Raw genomic sequence first — 16,261 nt, forward strand, 5'->3', positions numbered from 1 at the left:
CCCTCCTTGACTCGCAGCGATGTGCAGTTTTCTCTCCATCCTATCCGACGAAGATGCGAGGCACTAGACGAGCAACTCACGCGTTTGTGCCGAATAGTAACCTACTTTTGTCCTTAATTATGATACGATGGCCTAGGGGAACGAACTTCGCTTGGAAGGGTGAGGATGGGGATGAATAGCGCAGACTTGAAACGGCATCTGGCGGATTTAAGGTTGTCGGTCACGTTGGCCGGACACGTCCGCGTACCTTTGGACTGGCGGCATCGACAGCACGTTACCGTCAATAACTGCGTGTACTTGTTTTTGGAAGGAGAAGGCACGCTCGAGATCGGAGACCATGCCTACCGCCCGCAGCCCGGCGAAGCTTATATCCTCCCGGCGGGCGCCCGGATCTCCTATTCGACCTCCCCGCTTCGTCCGTTCCGGCAGATGTACTGCCACTTTCACGCCCATGTCGGCCAACTGCCTCTTTTCCGGCTAGTGGACACGCCGCTTCGCATACGGCTGGACGCGCCCGGGCAAGCGGAGGCGCTGTTCGCCAGGCTGATCGAAGCCTTCAACAGCAGCGACGAATGGGCGCCGCTCACGGTAAAAGCCTCGATGTACGAGCTGCTCCGGCTGCTTTGGGACGCCCCCGGGATCAAGCCGAGACTTGCGCAGCCCCATACGCAGCAGCGGCTGAACGATATCGCGAATTATATGGAGGCGCACGCCTCGGGTCCGGTGACGGTCGAGGAGATCGCTTCCGCCTTCGGCTACAGCCCCAAGTATTTTTTCAGATACTTCAAATCCGCCTTCGGGACGACGCCTCACCAATATTTAATCAGACTAAGGATGGATCGAGCGAAGCAGCTGTTGCTGGCCACCGATTGGACGATCGGCCGGATCGCGGGGGGAGCTGGGGATGGAACGCGCGCACTTCACCCGCATGTTCCTGCAATATTCGGAGATGACACCGCCCAAATTCAGAATTTGGGCGCGCGGGGAGGTGTGAAATCTGTGGATTTCGTCCCCGATTCGTCCCCAATCGCATAAGCTTTGACTTTCATAAAAAAAAAAGCGACAAAAAGTCGCTACAATCCTTGCTTCTTTAATTAATGAACTGGGTTGTTTAATGTTTTAACCGCCCGCTTCGCCGCTGCTTGTTCGATAGGATCCGAATAATCAGCCACATTTGCTCTCGTTCTCCGGTATGCGATCAATAGGAGGGCAACTCCGATAATGCCGATAGCAAGCAATTGCGAAATGCGAATGTTTTTGCCGGCTTCCATCGCGCCCCAACCGAAAAAGTTCATCGGCGACCAAAGCGATCGAATCGCCGATGCGAGCCAGTCGGGTCCGGCAAACGCCAGACTGTCCGTTCGAACGCCTTCGACAAAGAAGCGGCCAAGCGAATACCATATCAGATAACCCATGAATATTTCGCCGGCTTTGAGTCTGGGCAGGCGCCGAACGATAAGAAGCAGTCCCAGGCCGGCTAAACTCCAAAGCGACTCATACAAAAAGGTTGGATGGTAAAATGCTCCATTTATATACATCTGATTCACGAGCCAATTCGGCAAATGAAGCGTATGCCGAAGAAAGTGCTCCGAAACTTCGCCGCCGTGAGCCTCTTGATTCATAAAATTTCCCCAGCGCCCAATCATTTGACCGGTAATGAGTCCAGGCGCGCAAATATCTGCAATTCGCCAAAAGTGATAGCCCTTGCGTCTCGTATAAATCACGGCGGCTATGACAGCGCCGATCAATGCGCCATAGATCGCGATGCCGCCATGCCAGATCGCAATCATTTCCAAAGGGCGTCCTTTGTATGCATCCCATTCAAAAGCCACATAATACGCTCTGGCACCGACTAGCGCGGAAGGCATGCCAATAAGAATGAGGTCCATGAAAAAGTCGGAAGGCATTCCAAATCGTTTGCCTTCCCGAATGGCGAGTGAAACGCCGATTAAAGCGCCTAGTCCGATGATGATGCCGTACCAGTGCACTGGGATGGGACCAAGCTGGAATGCGATTGGGTTTAACATCTTAATCTCCTTTCTTGCTCTGTGCTATTCTATCATAACAGATTGACGACTGAATTACGGCGATTCACTTTAGAACCAAAAAAAACAGGTCCCCCCGCAGCCTCCAGCCCCATGGCGACCTGTTACTTATAGAAGCGCTTTTTAGAATTTATTCCTCTTGATGGTGGCCCATTTGTAAATCTTGTAAAAATGAATTTAAATGGTGTTTCGTATCTTCGGTACCCCATTCATAAATTAATGTATAACATTCCTTCAATAACTGGTCATACCTATCATTTTGAGGATCGTGATGATAAGGCAAACCCGGAGTGACCGTCCGGAAAAAGGTTGCCTGGTCGGCTTCTTCCCAATCATTGAACAACTGTCGAAGATTTGTAATTTCAAAATCCGTCGCTTCAATTTCCAATTCGTATGGCGCTTGTCCTTGCTCATTAAATATAGATCTGGATTGCATGGAGACATAATATTTCTTCTTTTCCAACTTTGCTCACCTCGATATCATCACTATAAGAAGCCCTAGAACGATAGCCGCAATGGGACCCACGATGTACCATATCAGTATAGAATTATGTGAAACCGGGTGACTTGCGACGTGTTCAGGCATTCTTTTTTTCAAATTCCTTATGCTGCTGTTTTTTTCATCGTACCGAAGGACATGTAAGCTCCGCCTAAAACAACAAGCATCCCTATTCCTCCTAATAAATACCAAATCAATGGGTTCCACCTGCTTTTTTTTTGATAATGAAGTGTTTAAACCGTATTATGGAGCATCGTTAGTTTGTCCATGTACTTCAAATTAAAGCGACCTCATTCCCATTGCCGCCGAAGCAACATCGTCGATGCATAGCGTTGCGGTATATACCGATGCCGCCCTGCGGTCTTCTCAGGTCGGTTTGGTGAAACTGATTATCCTTCACGAAACCTGCACGCCAAATGCAAAAACACGCCTGATCGGCGTGTCTGAATTGCACTTTTAGGATCATTTGCTCTGATGCGCATCGATATCGATCTAATGGCAGCAGTCGATGTTCGATGCGATATGGCCGTTTATTTGTTGTGGTCACTCCTCACAGACGGTTAAGAATCAGCGACGCTAAGAGGCCCAAAGCGGCCATGAGACCGATGAATGGTCCGCCTTCCTCATAGGCTTCCGGCAACATCGTTGAAGCGGTCATAGCGATAATCCCGCCCCCCCGCAAAGGATGCAATGATCGCCGTTGCATAGTCGCCTGCATGATCCATAAAAAAAGTATCCGCCTAAGGATGCCAGAGCCGATATGAAGAGTACGGCAACCCATAGCCCCAAAATTACGGTTTTTGAATATCCTCCCTTTTTCAACCCGACCGTGCTCGACAGTCCCTCCGGGACGTTACTGATAAAGATCGCCACAACCAGCAGAATACTGACGCCTGCGCCTGATATTAGACTGGCGCCGATCATGATAGATTCGGGAATAGCATCCATCACCGTGCCGATAAAAATGCCCATTCCACTGCCTTTTTCGCCAGATGCGCTTAGGGAGCGCCCCTCCGATCGTTTGCGGTTGGCGCCCCCATACTTCGATACACACCAATCCAACACAGTGAAGACGACAGCGCCTGCAAAAAATCCGATTCCTGTCGGCTCCAGTCCGCCTTTCCGAACGGACTCGCCAACCAGTTCATAGGTTGCCGCACCGATCAGAACGCCTGTGCCGAATGCCATGATAAACCCGATCAGTTTCTTTGGAATCTTGAGATACAGGGCGAATAATGCCCCCAGAAGCACTGCCGATCCAGAAATACCGCCCCACATCGCAGACTGCCACATCTGAAAATCCCCCCGCTCCTAAGCCCCGTTAGACTTAAACTTGAGACTTCTGTATTTTTATAAAAAAACTTTAAACATGACCTACACAAGTTAAACCAACAGATCCTAACAGATAAGAGTAGGATGGGTTTGCGCAACTCGTCTGCGGTAGATATCGATCCGCCCCCTACGGGGCTCCGCCAAACAACAAAAAAACCACGTCCCGGTCGGACGTGGTAGGTGGTCGTTGTTTGGTGGAGCCAAGGGGGGATCGAACCCCTGACCTCATCGCTGCCAGCGATGCGCTCTCCCAGCTGAGCTATGGCCCCATATGATCTGTCATTCGTTGGCGACAAGAATGATCTTATCACAGGAACAAAAGGCATGTCAACAACATTTTGAACTAAAATCCTTCATTAGATTGGAGCATAAAGCCCTGCCCGACCGAGGCGCAGAGCTTGTCCGCAACATCATTCCATTCAATCCTGCCGGCAGGTTCAATCGGTCAAATCCCGTGCTTGTTAATGAGCACGTTCAACTCCTTGAGAAACATGTTGATGTCCTTGAACTGCCGGTACACGGACGCGAAGCGCACGTAGGCGACCTCGTCGACCGGGTACAGCTGCTCCATGACGCTCTCGCCGATCATGTTGCTGTCGATCTCCGCCTGGGCGGTATTCCGAAGCTCGCGTTCGACGTTGGAGACGAGGATCTCGAGCTGCCCGACGGACACGGGGCGCTTCTCGCATGCCCGCAGCAAGCCGCGCAGCAGCTTTTCGCGGCTGAATTCCTCTCGGCTGCCGTCTTTTTTTAATGACGATCAGCGGCGTCTCTTCGACCATCTCGAACGTCGTGAAGCGGCGATTGCAGGATTCGCATTCGCGACGCCGGCGGATCGACTTATTGTCGTTGGCCGGACGGGAGTCCAGCACCTTCGTACCGTTGTAGTCGCAATAAGGACATTTCATATGTCACGGCTCTCCTTTGACGAGAGAAACTTTTTTTTAAATTTCCAAGCCTTCCCTTACATGAATCCGGGGATAAGGCACATAATACGTTTACCAACCGCGAGGAGGTGAACAACATGAGCCAAGGAAACAACAGCAACAGCAACAACCTGGTCGTACCTCAATCTCACGGTGCGCTTGACCAACTGAAGTATGAAGTTGCTCAAGAACTCGGCATCGCAATCCCGCAAGACGGTTACTACGGGAACATGGTTACTCGCGACACCGGTTCGATTGGTGGCAGCATCACCAAGCGCCTGGTCCAAATCGCCGAGCAACAACTCGCAGGCCGTTACTAAGTTCATGCTCTTCACCTAAGTACTTCAATAACAAGGAGTCCTGAAGCTTCGCGCTTCAGGGCTTCTTTTCCATTTTAACGCGCTCAAGACCAATTGTCATACAGTTCGTCGTATTTCTTGCGGTAAAATAGCACCTTTTGCACATATCGCCGGGTCTCTCCGTAAGGAATGTCCGACAGCGTGTCCTCCCGGCCGTCCCACGTGCCGTCCCGAAGCCACTGCTTCACCTTGCCGGGTCCCGCATTGTATGCGGCCAGGGACTTCACCGGATCGCCCTCGAATTGACGCAGCAGCTCCTTAAGATACCATGATCCTAAGCGAATGCCTGCGTCCGCCCGCTCGCCTGCCAGCTTAATCGTGATGCTGCCGAAGTCATCCTGCTTGAGGATCCACTCCGCGGTGTCCGGCATGATCTGCATGATGCCGATCGCGCCCTTCGGAGACACGGCGTCCGGCTCGAAGTTCGATTCGACCCGGATGACGGCCGCGATCAGGCGTGGATCCACCGCGTATCGGTCCGCATTCGACTGAATCTCCTTTTGGTACTGAATCGGATACACCATCTTCCCCAGCCATTCCGACCGGATGAACAGCAGCGCGACGACGATGAGGAACAGCGCCAAAAACCAGCGTTTTCGCTTCGGTCTTGTCCTTTTTTTTGCTCATAACGGTATCGTTCCCGAGTGGAGCGAGCGCCAGAAGCGATCCAACTGCGCTTCCGTGTCGACGATCGTGCCGCTATTATCAATGACGTAATCGGCCATTTGCCGCTTCGTTTCAATATCCATCTGCGCGCCGATTCGCTTGTCCGCTTCCTCTGGCGCCAGCCCGTCGCGCTCGATCAGACGCATCCGCTGAACTTCGCGGGGGGACGTACGCGACCATGACGCCTTCATATAGATGCTGCAGCCCCGACTCGTAAAGCAGCGGGATGTCCGCCACGACCAGCCTGTCGGGCCGATCTGCCTCCAGCTCGGCAATCCGCTCGCGCATCAGTTCGCGAATGGCCGGATGCGTGATCGCCTCAAGCGCTTTTCGCTCTTCCGAGTCGGCGAATACGATCGTCCCCAACAGGCGCCTGTTGAGCGTGCCATCCTCCTGGATGACGCCTGCCCCGAACCGCTCCGCGATCCGGGCGAGCGAGGCTTGTCCGGGCTCGACGATTTCCCGGGCAATTCGATCCGCGTCGACGAGCGCCGCCCCGCGGGCGACCAGCATACGTGCGACTGTACTCTTGCCGGTGGCGATGCCGCCGGTCAATCCGATGTTCATCCTGCTAACCTCCTTGCAGCGGCTCCATAAGCCGTCGTTCGCTCCTTACGAAAGGGCTGTTGCAGATCCTCGATATCCGGATCGACCGCCCCTGCCGTTCTCCAGCCATGCCATTATCCCCTCGGCTCAGATCCGGTTCAACGAACCGGCTGCCGAACATTCTGCTGAGTCAATGGGATAATGGCATGAATTCATTTTTGTGAGTGGATTGCTGCGGACCTCAAGAAGCCTGCATCAGCTTGAATATGCCCATTGCGATTAAAATAATTCCCGGCAATACGGTTAACCGCTGCACCCAGCGCAGACCCGACGCCAAAAATCCGATGCGCATGCCGGCCCATAGAAACATGCCGCTCGCCGCGGCGATCAAGATCGCGGTCGGCACCGCCGGAAATCCGACGAGCGCAGCCCCGATGCCCGCGCCGAAAGCGTCCAGCGACAAAGCGATACCGAGCAGCAGCGCCTCCCCCGGAAGTAATGATCCCCGACCGGTCGACGTCGGCGACCGAAGGCGTCCGCAAAATTTGGATGATGAGACCGAATACGCGAAGCTCAAGCGTCAGCATCGGCACGGCGCCTTCGGCGTCCGCTGGTTGCGGCGCCGCAACGCCGGACTTCCCAACCGAAGCTCCGTCGTCCTTGGCGCCCAGCGCCAGACCCTGGCTCGCTCCCCCGACTGCGTTCCCAACGTGCGCCGCGTCGGTCTGCGTCTGTTCTTCGTCCGCTTTGCGATTTCGCGCGAATTGGATCAAAGCCCAGGTCCCGATTCCAATCAGTATCGCCGCGCCGACGGCCTTGGATCCGTAAGGCGACAGCCATCCGGCGATGAGCGATCCGACGAGCATGGAGAGCAGGATAACCGCGCCCGAGCAGGCCGCGATAATCGCGATGGACGGAAGCGGGATGCGAATCTTGCGCAGACCGTACGTAATGCCGACACCGAAGCCGTCCAGACTGACCGCGAACGCGAGAAATAACAAGGATGCCGAATGTGCGAGCATGACCGTACCTCCTGCATGGCGAATACATGCCGACGAACCCGGGTAGGGAACGACGGTTCTGTTCATCCTATGCAGAAGCGCGGGCGAATGCCCGCTTCAATTCGAACAATCGGTTACGATTCGCCGGCAACCGAGCCTTCAGCCGAGCCCTCCAGCCTGCGCTTTACGGCGTTGCCGCCCTCGCGGTACCGCTTCGAAGCAGCCGCGCTGATGCCGCTCGCCGGTCCTGCAGCACCCTTCGGCGGCTTTTGACATTTCGCGCACACATGCGTGCCGCGTCCGCCGACGACCGACTTCGCGATGGGGTGCCCGCAGGCCGGGCACGCCTCGCCGGTGCGGCCGTATACGCGCAGCCGATGCTGGAACATGCCCATCTCGCCCTGTCCGTTGACGTAAGACTTGACCGATGAACCGCCGGCTTCGACCGCCGCCGTCAGCGTCGTCACGATCGCTTCATGCAGCCTCCGCCAGTCCTTGGGCTTCAGCTCGCCGGCCATGCGCTCCGGATGAATGCCCGCCAGATGCAGCGCCTCATCTACATAAATATTGCCGAGCCCCACGATCCATTCCTGATTCAGGAGGAGCGGCTTGATCTTCGTATTCCTGCGGCCGAGCGAGCCCATCAGCGCTTCCGCGGTGAAGTCCGCTTCGAGAGGCTCAAGCCCGAGCTTCGCGAGCGGCGGCGACGCGAGTTCCTCTCCTGTCGGGAAAAGATGCATCGTGCCGAATTGCCGCACGTCCGTGTACCTCAGCGCGGTCCCGTCCGTGAAATGGAAAATGACGTGCGTATGCTTGTCCAGCGGCGCGTCGTCCGCGAACATGCCGTACCTGCCTTCCATCCGCAAATGGGAGACGAGCACGAGTCCGTCCAGGATCAGCCGCAAAAATTTGCCCCGCCGCTCGACGGCCGTAAACGTCCGCCCCTCCAGCATCGCGCCGAACACGTCGGGATCGTCCGGCTTCTGCAAGATGCGCGGCAGGCGCACCGTTACCGATCGGATTCGCTTGCCTACGATCAGTTCGCTCAGCGTGCGCCTGACCGTCTCTACTTCAGGGAGCTCCGGCATTTCCGTTCATCCTTTCTCTAAGGTGACTGATCGATTCGCACAACGCCGAACCGGCACGATTCGTTTACTTTGCCTCGTACCAGTTGACGCCGGCGCTAACCTCCGCCTTCAGCGGCACGTCGAGCTGCAGCGCGGAAGCCATCACCTCCGGCACGAGCTTCTTCATCGTATCCAGCTCGTCCGGCGGCACCTCGAATACGAGTTCGTCATGCACCTGCAGCAGCATTCGGCTCTTAAGCCCCTTATCCTTCAACGCCTCGGCCATGCGTACCATGGCGAGCTTGATAATGTCGGCGGCCGTCCCTTGAATCGGCGTATTCATCGCCGTCCGCTCCGCGAACGAGCGCAAATTGAAGTTCGACGAGCGGATATCCGGCAGATAACGGCGCCGCTCGAGCATCGTCTTGACGTAGCCGTCCTTCTTCGCTTGCGCGACGATGTCGTCCATGTAGCGACGAACGCCCGGGAAGGCGGCAAAGTACTGCTCGATAAAAGCAGCCGCTTCCTTCCGCGTAATGCCAAGATTCTGGGAAAGCCCGTAATCGCTGATGCCGTAGACGATGCCGAAGTTGACGGCTTTGGCGCTGCGGCGCATATTGCCGTCCACCTGTTCGGCGCTGACGCCGAATACGTCCATCGCCGTCTTCGTATGGACGTCCATTTCCAGCCGGAACGCTTCCTTGAGCCCCTCGTCCCCGGAAATATGCGCCAGCACCCGGAGCTCGATCTGCGAGTAGTCGGCGGCGAGGATCTGCCAGTTCGGCTCGGAAGGCACGAACGCCTTGCGAATCTGGCGCCCCTCTTCCATGCGGATCGGAATGTTCTGCAGGTTCGGATACTGGCTGCTCAGCCGGCCCGTCGCCGCGATCGTCTGGCGGTAGTAGGTATGAATCTTGCCGTCCTCCGGCCGAATTTCCTTCAGCAAGCCCTCGATATACGTCGACTGCAGCTTGGCGAGCTGGCGGTAGTGCAGGATGAGCCGCACGATCTCATGGTACGGTTCCAGCTTCTCCAGCACCTCGGCGTCCGTCGAATAGCCGGTCTTCGTCTTTTTGACGACGGGCAGGCCGAGCTTGTCGAACAGCACCTCGCCCAGCTGCCTGGTCGAGCCGATGTTGAATTCGAAGCCCGCGATCCGGTAAATCTCGCTCACGATCTGGCCGATCCGCGCCTGGAAGTCCTTGCCCAGCTCCTCGAGCGCCTCGGCCTGCACGACGATCCCCTGCTTTTCCATGTCGGCGAGGATGATCGCGAGCGGCTGCTCGAGCTCGTAGAACAGCGGCTTCATGCCTGCCTCTTCGAGCTCGGCCGCCTGCCGCGAGGCGAGCCGCCGGACCGCGTCCGCCTTGGATGCCAGATGAGCGGCGAGCGCTTCCGGCTCCGGCACGCGGAACTTCGCGCCTTTGCCGTAAGCCGATTCGTCCGATGCGATGCCAGGGAGGCCCGCCTTCGCGAGCAGGCCGACGAGCGACGGGTCCGCATCGGTCGGATCGAGCAGATACGCCGCGAGCGAGCAGCAAAACGCTTGGCCGCGAAGCTCGAGGCCGTGGCGTGCCAGCACGAGCTCCGCGCGGTGCAGGTCGTAGCCGGTCTTCGGCGCGCCGGCATCCGCAAGCCAATCTCTCAGCGGCGCGGCTTCGGGCGCCGATAGCAGCGCCTCGAACGGCAGCGCGTATACCCGCTCTCTTGCGGCGATCGCGATGCCGATGCCTTCGCTTTGATGCGGGTTGTCGCCATTCGCATCAAGGATGAAGCTCTCGGCGTGCGGGAGCGCCTCCGCGAGCGCGGACCAGTCCGCGGCATCGCTCACGCGCACCGTCTCGTAGGCGGCTGCGGCTGCGGCGACGGACGCCGCGTCCGCTTCGCCTTCGCTCAGCGCCAGCCGCTCGATGAGCGACTTGAACTCGAGCTTGCGCAGCGCGGCGAGCAGCGCCGGTTGTTCGGCGCCTTCCCAGGCGAGCTGCTCCCAGTTCCGTTCGACCGGGATCTCGCGAAGAATCGTCGCCAGCTCCTTGCTCATTTTCGCCGAGTCCATGTTGCTCCGCACGTTCTCGCCGAGCTTGCCTTTGATCTCCCCGGCATGCGCCAGCACCTCTTCGACGCTGCCGTACTCCGCAAGCAGCTTGAGCGCGGTCTTCTCCCCGACGCCGGGTATGCCCGGAATATTGTCCGAGGCATCGCCCATCAGTCCCTTCAGGTCGATGATCTGAAGCGGCGTCAGACCGTACTTGTCCCCGATCGCCGCGGGCGTATAGCGCTCCGTCTCGCTCACGCCCTTGCGCGTGAGGAGCACGCTCGTCCGCTCGGACGCCAGCTGCAGCATATCCTTGTCTCCCGAGACGACGACCGCTTCGATGCCTGCCTGCTCGGCCTGCTTCGTGAGCGTGCCGATAATATCGTCGGCCTCGTAGCCGGGAATCTCGTACCGGGAGATCGAGAATGCGTCCAGCAGCTCCTTGAGCAGCGGGAACTGCTCGGACAGCTCGGGCGGCGTCTTCTGCCGTCCGCCTTTGTAATCGGCGAAGCCCTCGTGCCGGAATACCGTCTTGCCCGCGTCGAACGCCACGATCAGATGCGTCGGACGCTCTTCCTCGAGCACCTTGAGCAGCATCGTCGTGAACCCGAACACCGCGTTCGTTTGCAAGCCGGCAGCGTTCGTCAGCGGCGGCATCGCGTAGAACGCCCGGAATACGATACTGTTGCCGTCAATTAAGAGCAGCTTGTCCCGCCCGCCTTCGCCTTGCTCGATTTTCCATCGTTTTGCCATCGGTTTACGCACGCTCCATCCGTTCTTCTTCCATTAAGAACAATCATACCATAAACGCCGGAGGCCGGGCGACGTCAGGCGCCGGGCCGTATTAAGGAAAGTTTAAGCACTCCGCCCGCGCGGGCTGTGTTAATATTGCTAATATATTTGAACCGTAAGGAGAGTTTGCGTTGGCCCAAGCGAGGCGCTACATCCCGGAGATCAACTTGATGCGCGCGATGGCGATATTGGCCGTCGTCATGATTCACTCCACGAGCAATGCTCTAGTTCAGTTGCAGACGTCGTCTTCCTTTTACGGTGTATACGTGTTCCTGCACGAATTCGCCGTCTTCGCCGTGCCCGCGTTTATTTTCATCAGCGGCTTCGTACTGACCTACAATTACGTCGGCAAGCCTTTGAACGGCGGTACGATCGCCACTTTTTACCGCAAACGCATTTGGGGCGCCGTGCTCCCGTACGCGATTTTCAGCCTGCTGTACTTTTTTCTAAAAGCGGATTTCGCGCCGCCCCCCGATTCGGCGACCAAATTCCTGGGACAGCTGCTCACCGGACAGGCTTACGGCCACTTGTACTTTATGTTCGTCATCATCCAGTACTACATCCTTTTCCCGGTCCTGCTGCTCGCGCTCCGCAGCGGCTGGGTCCGCCGCCATATTTGGTGGATCGGCATTGTGCTTCAGTTCGCCTATTTCTACTTGAACCGGGAGTACATCGTCCATCAGACCGGATGGCCGAACGTTCTCCACCGTACCGGCAGCCTGTTCATCTCCTACTTCGGCGTGTTCGCCGTGGCCATGTGGGTCGCCATCCACTATGAACGGATTCTGTCCTGGTTCGCGGCCCGTCCCGCCGTACGCCGGCTGTCCGTGCTGCTTGCCTACGCGCTATGGATGTTGTCCGGCGCCTATTATGTGTATTTGCGATATCAAGGTTTGGTAAATAAGGACTGGGCAGACGGTCAGGTGTTCGCCTATACGCAGTTTGTATTCAATCTCATGTCGGCGATCTCGCTGTTCCTGCTCTCGAATGTCCTGATGCGCCGTCCCAAGGCGGTGTGGACCCGTATGCTCGGCAATATCGGCGTCTGCTCGTTCGGCATCTACCTAATTCACCCGGCCGTGCTTTACTACTACCGCGACCTGCCGGTCCCGGGCAACGGCATGCTGTTCCATGTCTATTACGCCTGCGAATTTCTCGCGGCGCTGCTGGTCGCATGGGGGGATCGCCTGGGCGATTCAGCGCAATTTCCGATGGGCATGGATGCTGTTCGGCACCTCCTCGGTTCCTAAAAAAGAAGACGGCCGCATCGCGATAAAAAGACGTTTCATTCCCTTATTTTTCTGGTATTTTCGATGCAAAATCGGAGGGCCGTCCGTAGGGGCGGTCTTTTGTTCGCCGTTTATTCAACATTTTTACGCAACTTTTGGATGCGGCTTTCGTCTAGAATAGAGTCGAATGCAACCGTAATCGTCGGATTTTACGAAGTAAAAGGAGACTTTAGCACTATGAAATGGAAATTGGAAAGACAACGCATGATCAAATGGCTCACCGCAGCCGCGCTCCTCGTCACGCTGCTCGCGCCTGCGGCCTCGCACGTCGCCACGGCCGCAGGACCCAGCGACAACGTTCTTACCTTGACCCTGAACAAGCCGCAAGTGTCGGTCAACGGCACGACATACGCCTCGCCGCAGCCTGCGCTCATCGTCAAAGGCGTTACCTATGCGCCGGTATCTATGTTGGCCGCCCGTTTCGGCTATAAGATTACTTACAACGCCGCATCCAAGTCGTATACGATCTCCACGGACGGCAACGCCGTCGAATTCAAGACCGGCAGCACCGCCTATTGGCAGAACGGCGCGAAGGTCGCTTCCTCCGGCAAGACTTATATTTACAAAGGCAGCCTGATGGTACCGCTGCGCGACTGGGTCAAGGCGACCGGCTCCAAGCTGTCCGCCGCTCCAGGCACCGTCTCCCTGACCTGGAGCGTCGCGCCGACCGCCGACTTCAAGGTCGATCAGGACGTTATTTACGCAGGCGAGACGCAGGTCACCTACACGAGCCTTTCCAAAAATCCGAATAAAATTTGGTCGGAGAGCTGGGACGGCAACCTGAGCGTCTTCCCCGAGCCCGGTACATACGTGATTACCCGCAGCGTGCAGGACAAGGCCGGCAACTGGCTGGATCCGTACGCCGTCACGATCACCGTACTGCCGCCGAATCAGCCGCCGGTCGCGCAGTTCACGACCGACAAGGACACGTATATGATCGGCGAGCCGATCACGATCACGGACCAATCGTACGACGACGAGAACGCGATCGTATCGACCGAATGGTCGAACAACAAGCGTGGCTTCTTCGTATCCGGCCCGCAGACGATCTCGCTTCGCGTGACCGACAAGCACGGCAGCATTTCGGACTTCTCGAAGACGATCACGATCTCGACGGACGTCATGTACACCGAAGCCGAATTCAACGAGCGCTTCACCCTTGTCGGAGACAAATATCCGGTCGTCGGCGCGGATATCCTTAAGATTCCGACCGTGCCTTATACGTTCTATAACACGAACCGCGCGCTCATCGCCTCCGACAGTCCCGAGGATCTGACCGGTCCCGGCGTCCTGTATCGCGACACGCTGTCCGGCGACCTCCGCCTGTTCCTTTACCATCAGAACCTCGGCGCCGAACCGCTCAAGATTTATCTTGCCGCGACCAACGAGAGCGCGACCGAATCGGCGGCTATCGACCTTGGCGCTTGGGGCAGCGCAGGTCCGGAGACGTTCGGCGCGTATACGGGCAAGATGGCGGCAATCCGCTACCTCGACGCCCGCGACTCGCAGACGACGTCGACCACTTGGCTCGCGCCAGGCGCGACCAAGCTGATCGTGCCCGAGCTGAACCAGAAGGCGCTGTCCAAGGGTCAGACCTTCTCCGCCTACGCCGACCTCAGCACGTCGACGAACGTCAAGTTCACGCTGTTCGCCGTGAAGAGCGGCGACGATCCTTTGACCACGCTGCCCACGCTCGGCGTCATGAAGCGCGACGGCAAGCATATCCGCGGCACGTTCCAGGGCGCGGACCGCGAGATCGTCATTACGGACACGCTTGGCGATACGGCGAAGCGCATCGTGTTCGGCGATCACAGCATCGACCCGGCGCTTGACGGCATCGACCAGCTGAACGGCCAGCCCGAGAACAACTGGGGCAACTTCGGCGTCGTCTACCACATGACGGTGCAGGTCAAGGCGAACACGCTCATCTCGCTTAACGCGCGGGGCGGCATTTACACCGGCGCCTTCCTCGTCAACGGCGTGAAGGTGCCCGTCACCAACACGAGCATCCTGGAAAATCCGAACGTCGCGACGCCGGTTTATCGCACCGGACCTTACAACGAGACGGTCGAGATCTCGTATCTGACGGCGCTCGGCTCCAATCTGCCGATCACGCTCATGTTCATCCCGATGAAATAATGCGAAAAGGGTTGTTTCCTCCGTTTGCGCGGATGGAAACAACCCTTTTTTTTGCTGCGATTAAGCGACATTCGAGCTTGCTTGCATCGTCGTTCTGCTCTGCTTTAAGCTTACTGGTTCAAATCTGGACGCGTGCCGACGACGAGAAAAACGACGTTCTCGCCGATGTTCGTCGCATGATCCGCGATCCGCTCGATGTAGCGTCCCACGAAGCACAGGTTCATCGCCTGTCCGACGTTCTTCTGGTCCTCGCCGGCCATCTCGAACAACTCGCGCAGAATCTGGGAGTATAAGGCGTCGATCCTATCGTCGTCCTTGGCCATCTTGTAGGCCAGGTCGACGTTCTCGTCGATGTAGGACCGGATCGACTCGCCGATCATGCCTTGCGCCAGCGTCGCCATGCGCGGCAGGTCTACGAGCGGCTTGATTAGCGACTGACCTTCCAATCGAATCGCGACTTTGGCGATGTCGACCGACAGATCGCCCATCCGCTCGAGGTCCGAGGAGATTTTGAGCGCCACGAGGATGCGGCGCAGATCCTTCGCCACAGGCTGCTGCGTAGCGATCAGTTTGGCCCCCAGATCGGCGATTCGCTCCTCGAGCCTGTTCAGCTCGGGATCGGCTTTGACGATTCGCTGCGCCAGCGGCCCGTTCAAGTCCTCCAGCGCCTGCATCGCGTCGCCGAGCGCTTTTTCCACCCGGTCCCCCCATTTCTACTAACATGTTCTGCAATTGCACGAGTCCGATATCGAATTCCCTTCTCGCCGTCATTGGCCGTTTGCCCCTTCCAAGTCGTTTAACCGAATCTGCCGGAGATATAGTCCTCCGTCCTTTGATCCCGCGGCGCACGGAACAATTGCTCCGTATCCGCGGACTCCACTACTTCGCCATTCAGGAAAAACACCGTTCGATCCGAGATTCTGGCTGCTTGGTGCATGTTATGCGTGACCATGACGATCGTATAACTCTTTTTCAGTTCCCGCGTGAGCTCCTCGATCTTCGTCGTCGAGATCGGATCGAGCGCCGACGTCGATTCGTCCATGAGCAGGATATCCGGCTCGACCGCAAGCGCGCGCGCGATGCACAGACGCTGCTGCTGGCCGCCCGACAGGCTCCAAGCGGACTTTTTCAGCACGTCCTTGACCTCGTTCCACAGCGACGCCGAGCGCAAGCTCTTTTCGACGATGCCGTCCAGCTCGGACTTCTTGGTCACGCCGTGCAGGCGCGGGCCGTAAGCGACGTTGTCGTAGATCGTCTTGGGAAAAGGGTTCGGCTGCTGAAACACCATGCCCACTCGCTTCCGAAGAAACTCGACCTCCGTCTGTCCGTCGTAAATGTTGCGGTCCTGGATGACCACTTCGCCTTCGATGAGCACGCCCGGAATCGTGTCGTTCATCCGATTGAGCGTCCGCAGCAGCGTCGACTTGCCGCAGCCCGAAGGGCCGATGAACGCAGTGATGCTTTTCTCGGGTATGGTCAGGTCCACGTTTTTAAGCGCATGGAACTTTCCGTAGTACAGCTGCAGCTTTTTTGGTCTCGATGATCACTTGCGCTCCTCCTCCTCG

Annotated in this window: 11 protein-coding genes, 1 tRNA gene and 4 pseudogenes; 4 read left to right on the top strand and 12 right to left on the bottom strand. The window is 57.3% G+C overall.

The window, feature by feature from the left end; genetic code table 11:
• Positions 1-171 precede the first annotated feature (171 nt).
• Positions 172-1,035, top strand: a complete 864-nt coding sequence (locus OMP38_RS12270; protein ID WP_277565437.1) for an AraC family transcriptional regulator — start codon at positions 172-174, stop codon at positions 1,033-1,035.
• Between the two features lie 59 nt (positions 1,036-1,094).
• Here the strand turns inward: OMP38_RS12270 and lgt are convergent, their stop codons facing one another.
• The 5 genes and pseudogenes from lgt to nrdR all read right to left on the bottom strand — a co-directional run bounded on the left by lgt (position 1,095) and on the right by nrdR (position 4,784).
• A complete protein-coding gene (lgt, locus tag OMP38_RS12275; protein WP_277565438.1) occupies positions 1,095-2,027 on the bottom strand; it encodes a prolipoprotein diacylglyceryl transferase in 933 nt (310 codons plus the stop codon).
• Positions 2,028-2,175: 148 nt separating this feature from the next.
• Positions 2,176-2,508, bottom strand: a complete 333-nt coding sequence (locus OMP38_RS12280) for a hypothetical protein (RefSeq protein ID WP_277565439.1) — start codon at positions 2,506-2,508, stop codon at positions 2,176-2,178.
• Positions 2,509-3,094: 586 nt separating this feature from the next.
• A pseudogene (locus OMP38_RS12285) lies at positions 3,095-3,837 on the bottom strand (ZIP family metal transporter).
• Between the two features lie 231 nt (positions 3,838-4,068).
• Positions 4,069-4,145: transfer RNA gene (locus tag OMP38_RS12290), tRNA-Ala, on the bottom strand.
• Between the two features lie 176 nt (positions 4,146-4,321).
• A pseudogene (gene nrdR, locus OMP38_RS12295) lies at positions 4,322-4,784 on the bottom strand (transcriptional regulator NrdR).
• A gap of 116 nt (positions 4,785-4,900) precedes the next feature.
• Between nrdR and OMP38_RS12300 the strand changes: the two are divergent.
• Positions 4,901-5,122 carry an alpha/beta-type small acid-soluble spore protein gene (locus tag OMP38_RS12300; RefSeq protein WP_277565440.1) on the top strand — a complete coding sequence of 74 codons (222 nt, stop codon included), beginning with the start codon at positions 4,901-4,903 and terminating at the stop codon, positions 5,120-5,122.
• A gap of 83 nt (positions 5,123-5,205) precedes the next feature.
• On the opposite strand, the gene OMP38_RS12305 is transcribed toward OMP38_RS12300, so the two are convergent.
• The 5 genes and pseudogenes from OMP38_RS12305 to polA all read right to left on the bottom strand — a co-directional run bounded on the left by OMP38_RS12305 (position 5,206) and on the right by polA (position 11,229).
• On the bottom strand, positions 5,206-5,745 hold the full coding sequence (locus OMP38_RS12305) for a lytic transglycosylase domain-containing protein (protein ID WP_277565441.1): 540 nt from the start codon (positions 5,743-5,745) through the stop codon (positions 5,206-5,208).
• Between the two features lie 39 nt (positions 5,746-5,784).
• Positions 5,785-6,394 (bottom strand): annotated as a pseudogene (gene coaE / locus OMP38_RS12310) (dephospho-CoA kinase).
• Between the two features lie 191 nt (positions 6,395-6,585).
• A complete protein-coding gene (locus OMP38_RS36635) occupies positions 6,586-7,395 on the bottom strand; it encodes a manganese efflux pump (RefSeq protein WP_477100072.1) in 810 nt (269 codons plus the stop codon).
• Positions 7,396-7,508: 113 nt separating this feature from the next.
• Positions 7,509-8,462, bottom strand: coding sequence for a DNA-formamidopyrimidine glycosylase (mutM, locus tag OMP38_RS12320; protein ID WP_277565442.1), 954 nt, complete (start codon positions 8,460-8,462; stop codon positions 7,509-7,511).
• A gap of 64 nt (positions 8,463-8,526) precedes the next feature.
• Entirely contained in the window at positions 8,527-11,229 is a 2,703-nt protein-coding gene (polA, locus tag OMP38_RS12325; RefSeq protein ID WP_277565443.1) for a DNA polymerase I, read from the bottom strand.
• 170 nt (positions 11,230-11,399) lie between these two features.
• Between polA and OMP38_RS12330 the strand changes: the two genes are divergently transcribed.
• Both OMP38_RS12330 and OMP38_RS12335 read left to right on the top strand, forming a co-directional pair.
• Positions 11,400-12,518, top strand: coding sequence for an acyltransferase (locus OMP38_RS12330; protein WP_277565444.1), 1,119 nt, complete (start codon positions 11,400-11,402; stop codon positions 12,516-12,518).
• A gap of 216 nt (positions 12,519-12,734) precedes the next feature.
• Complete coding sequence (locus tag OMP38_RS12335; RefSeq protein ID WP_277565445.1) at positions 12,735-14,696, top strand: copper amine oxidase N-terminal domain-containing protein; 1,962 nt, start codon at positions 12,735-12,737, stop codon at positions 14,694-14,696.
• 110 nt (positions 14,697-14,806) lie between these two features.
• Here the strand turns inward: OMP38_RS12335 and phoU are convergent.
• Positions 14,807-15,467, bottom strand: a pseudogene (gene phoU / locus OMP38_RS12340) (phosphate signaling complex protein PhoU).
• Positions 15,468-15,492: 25 nt separating this feature from the next.
• A complete protein-coding gene (gene pstB, locus OMP38_RS12345) occupies positions 15,493-16,221 on the bottom strand; it encodes a phosphate ABC transporter ATP-binding protein PstB (RefSeq protein WP_277566794.1) in 729 nt (242 codons plus the stop codon).
• Positions 16,222-16,261: the final 40 nt, after the last annotated feature.

It is taken from the genome of Cohnella ginsengisoli (genome assembly GCF_029525555.1).
In the GTDB taxonomy this organism is placed as follows: domain Bacteria; phylum Bacillota; class Bacilli; order Paenibacillales; family Paenibacillaceae; genus Cohnella; species Cohnella ginsengisoli.

Excerpts from the sequence above, each read along its gene's own strand:
- polA (WP_277565443.1), bottom strand. The coding sequence starts at position 11,229 with ATGGCAAAACGATGGAAAATCGAGCAAGGCGAAGGCGGGCGGGACAAG.
- OMP38_RS12335 (WP_277565445.1), top strand. The coding sequence starts at position 12,735 with ATGAAATGGAAATTGGAAAGACAACGCATGATCAAATGGCTCACCGCA.
- mutM (WP_277565442.1), bottom strand. The coding sequence starts at position 8,462 with ATGCCGGAGCTCCCTGAAGTAGAGACGGTCAGGCGCACGCTGAGCGAA.
- OMP38_RS12270 (WP_277565437.1), top strand. The coding sequence starts at position 172 with ATGAATAGCGCAGACTTGAAACGGCATCTGGCGGATTTAAGGTTGTCG.
- lgt (WP_277565438.1), bottom strand. The coding sequence starts at position 2,027 with ATGTTAAACCCAATCGCATTCCAGCTTGGTCCCATCCCAGTGCACTGG.
- OMP38_RS12300 (WP_277565440.1), top strand. The coding sequence starts at position 4,901 with ATGAGCCAAGGAAACAACAGCAACAGCAACAACCTGGTCGTACCTCAA.
- OMP38_RS36635 (WP_477100072.1), bottom strand. The coding sequence starts at position 7,395 with ATGCTCGCACATTCGGCATCCTTGTTATTTCTCGCGTTCGCGGTCAGT.